Annotated in this window: 4 protein-coding genes; all 4 read right to left on the reverse strand. The window is 62.0% G+C overall.

The features are described from left to right. A partial coding sequence (locus tag AC1D1X_RS18735) for an aldehyde dehydrogenase family protein (RefSeq protein WP_477698864.1) occupies window positions 1-411 on the reverse strand: 411 nt, incomplete at its 3' end. A 19-nt stretch (window positions 412-430) separates the two neighbouring features. Continuing rightward, window positions 431-1,441 carry an amidohydrolase family protein gene (locus AC1D1X_RS18740; protein ID WP_477670942.1) on the reverse strand — a complete coding sequence of 337 codons (1,011 nt, stop codon included), beginning with the start codon at window positions 1,439-1,441 and terminating at the stop codon, window positions 431-433. Between the two features lie 30 nt (window positions 1,442-1,471). Next, window positions 1,472-2,416 carry a YncE family protein gene (locus AC1D1X_RS18745; RefSeq protein WP_477670941.1) on the reverse strand — a complete coding sequence of 315 codons (945 nt, stop codon included), beginning with the start codon at window positions 2,414-2,416 and terminating at the stop codon, window positions 1,472-1,474. Between the two features lie 79 nt (window positions 2,417-2,495). After that, a complete protein-coding gene (locus AC1D1X_RS18750; RefSeq protein WP_477670940.1) occupies window positions 2,496-3,413 on the reverse strand; it encodes a dihydrodipicolinate synthase family protein in 918 nt (305 codons plus the stop codon). Window positions 3,414-3,470 lie beyond the last annotated feature (57 nt).

A 3,470-nucleotide genomic window follows, 5' to 3' on the forward strand; every position in this document is an offset into this window, starting at 1 on the left:
ACGCGTGATTTCCACGCCGATGCCGGGGCGAACCGACGGCATGGTTTCGCCACCCAGGCGCAGGCATTCGCCGGCAAAAAATTTGAAGATATGACCCGCGCGGGTGGCTTCGCCAATGCCTTCTGGCTTGGTTTTTCCTTCTTCGCGTGAGAGCAGAGTGCCCAGCTCTTCGCGGCGTGCCAGGATTTCGGTGCCGATCTTGTCGAGCGCATCCGAGCGGGCCTGGATGCCCGAGGTGGACCATGCCGGGAAGGCGGCCTGCGCAGCCTGCACGGCAGCATCGAGCCCTGCGGCGTCGGCTTGCGTGTACTCGCCGATCACGTCAGCAAGATTGCTGGGGTTCAGGTTGGGGCTGTAGCTGGTGCCGGCCAGCCATTGGCCGGCGATGAGGTTGTCGTGTTTGGTGGTCATGAGGTGGCTCCAGAAGAAATCAGGGTTGATCAGGGGCGAGAGGGCGCGCAGGTTGCGGGGGTACCACGGGCGGCGCCACATCAATCGCATAGAAACGCAAGGCGTTATCGCACATCATCGCATGTTGCTGGTTTGCCGGCAGGTGGCCAAGCATGCCGGCCACATTRCCAACCAGGTCCGGATAGTTTATGCGCAGGCCAGATACAGGGAAGTTGCTGGCGAACATGCAGCGCTGCCAGCCGAAAATGGCAAGCGTCTCGCGCACAATGCGCGCGTTTTCGTGCCAGTCCCAAGGCTGGCCGCGCAGGCCGAACTCGGAAAGCTTGACGTGTACGTTTTCTTGCCGAGCCAGCGTTTCCATCCAGCCGCGCCAGCGCGTTAGGCCTTCTTCGCTGCGGTCCCAGGCAAAGCCGTGGTGGTTCAGGGCGATGGGTACCTTCGGAAACATCGCTGCCACGGTGGCCGCTTCAGGCAAGTGCCAGGCCGGTACGCGCAGGTCCCACCGCAGGCCGAATTTCTCCAGCAACGAAAAGCCGCGCAGCCAGTTTTCGTGTTGCATGGTGCCTGCCTGCCCTTTGACGCTTTGGTCCGCTGCGGCCGATGTGACAGGTTTGCTGCGGATGCCGCGCACCAGCGGAAACTGCGACTGCGCAAGGAGGCATTCCCCGCTATCAGGCCGGTCAAACCAGGCGTGCGCCACGATGGCGTTCGGAAACCCGTGCCTGGCGTTGACCTCATGCAGCCATGCAGTTTCTGCAACCTGCTCAAGGCGGCTGCGCTCGGCTTCCACATGCACGGTTGCGACCACGTCGCCGGGCCCTACAGCCGCCCGGTAGTCGGTTGCCAGGAAGTCCCGGCAAATCGGCCGGTAGTCGCCGAGGAAGAAGGCACCTGGATCGTACGCTTCCTGCAACCAGGGGTAGTGGCCTTTCGACAGGTCCCACAGGTGGTGATGTGCGTCGACGACGGGCCCTGTAAACGCCTTCACAGGTGCGGGCAGTGAGGTGGGCGATGTGCCTGTGCTCTTCATGAACCGGGAGTGGATACAGACCTTGCTGAATCAATGCCGCCAGACGCAGGACGAATCCGGCTCACGCAGCGTCCTGATTTCCTGCTCGAACGCAAAGCTGTCCAGATTGAGGCGGCGCACCGTCTCGTCCTGAAATGAGATGTAGACCGCCCGGTCCACCGGGTGAAACGACAAGGCCAGCGGGTTGCTGGGCAAGGCAAAGCAGCGCTGCTCCTGCAGGTCMAGGCCGAATATCGACAGCGAATGCTCGCCCGAGTTGGTGGTGAGCAGCAAGTCCTGGCCATGCGCACCCTGGAAGCGGTAGACCCGGTTGGGGTCGCGCCGTGTCTTGCCCGACGCCACGACTTTCATGCTGGCCGTGTCGACCGCGACGATGGTGTCGTCGCCCCGGTTGGCCACGTACAGCAGCGACTCGTCAGCCGACAGCACATTGCCTTCGGGCACGGGCCCCGGCATCATCGCGACCGGTGCGAAGGTCGGATCGTTCGGCTTGATTTTGGTGACGGTGTTCGACAGCAGGTTCAGTGCATAAGCTGTCTGTGCATCTTCCGTCAGCGCAAACAGGTGCGTCTTGTAGCCGCCCGAAGACACAGCCAGGTCCGGTACATGCACCTTTGCCGGGTCTGAAAAGCGCAGCAACACGTTGTGGGCTTCAGACATCACGAACAGGCGTCCCTGGCCGTCCACTGTCAGGCCGTGCGGCCGGTAATACGGCCAGAGGTTCAGCGTGGCCACATGCTCGCGTTTGTCCAGGTCAATCACAAAGACCGAATGCCCGCCTGCGTCTCCCAGATGACTGGCGGTTTCGATGCCATAGTGGCCCACGTAAGCAAGCCGGCGCACTGGATCTACTGTGAACTCATGCGGAAAGTTGGGCAAGACGATGTGTTCTTCCGCCCGGCCGGTGGCCAGGTCGTAAAAGCTGAAGGTATGGGCGCATTTCTGCACCAGCAAGAGTGTTTCCCGAAGGGGCATGGGTGTCCTGAAGATGGGGGAGCCTGAAAGGAAACAGAGAGAAAGAGGGAGAACGCGTGAAGAGGCCGGCCAAAGCCGTTTACCTGTCCCAGCGTAGCACCAGCGGGTCCARCCGCTGCGCGGTGGCGATCAACCCCTTGCGAACCTCAGGATGCATGGCGGGAAACGGATGGCGCGGCGCCTCGCAGGCGATCACGCCGCCTTCCTTCATCAAGACCTTGGCCGTCAAGATACCGCCCTGGCGGTTTTCATAGTTGATCAGCGGCAACCAGCGGGTGTACTCGGCAATGGCTTCATCCCGCTTGTCGGCGACCCATGCATCCATGATCTTGCGAATGCCGTCCGGGTAGCCGCCACCCGTCATCGCACCGGTGGCGCCGGCTTCCAGGTCGGGTAGCAGGGTAATGGCTTCTTCGCCGTCCCACGGGCCTTCAATCGCGTCGCCGCCCAGCCGGATCAACTCGCGCAGCTTGGAGGCCGCACCCGGCGTTTCGATCTTGAAGTAGGCCACATTGCGGATCTCTTTGGCCATGCGAGCCAGGAAGGTTGCCGACAGCGTCGTGCCGCTGACAGGTGCGTCCTGGACCATGATGGGAATATCAATGGCGGCTGATAGCGTGGCGAAGAACTCATAAGTCTTTTCTTCCGTCACGCGGATGGTGGCGCCGTGGTACGGCGGCATCACCATGACCATGGCCGCGCCCAAGTCCTGCGCGCGGCGGCTGCGCTCGGCGCACACCCGGGTGCCGAAATGCGTGGTCGTCACAATCACCGGCACGCGACCCGCCACGTGCTTGAGGATGGTGGCGGTGAGGACTTCCCGCTCATCATCGGACAGCACAAACTGTTCCGAGAAATTGGCCAGGATGCACAGGCCCGTCGAGCCCGCATCGATCATGAAATCGACGCAGCGCTTCTGGCTTTCCAGATCAAGCTCGCCCGCATCAGTGAAAGTGGTGGGAACCACCGGGAACACGCCCGTGTATCTTGCTTTCATTCCGATCATTCGACGATGTTGAAGTCTTTGAGGAACTCGGTCTTCATCGCCAGGCCC

This window comes from Polaromonas sp. P1_G4, from assembly GCF_056405475.1.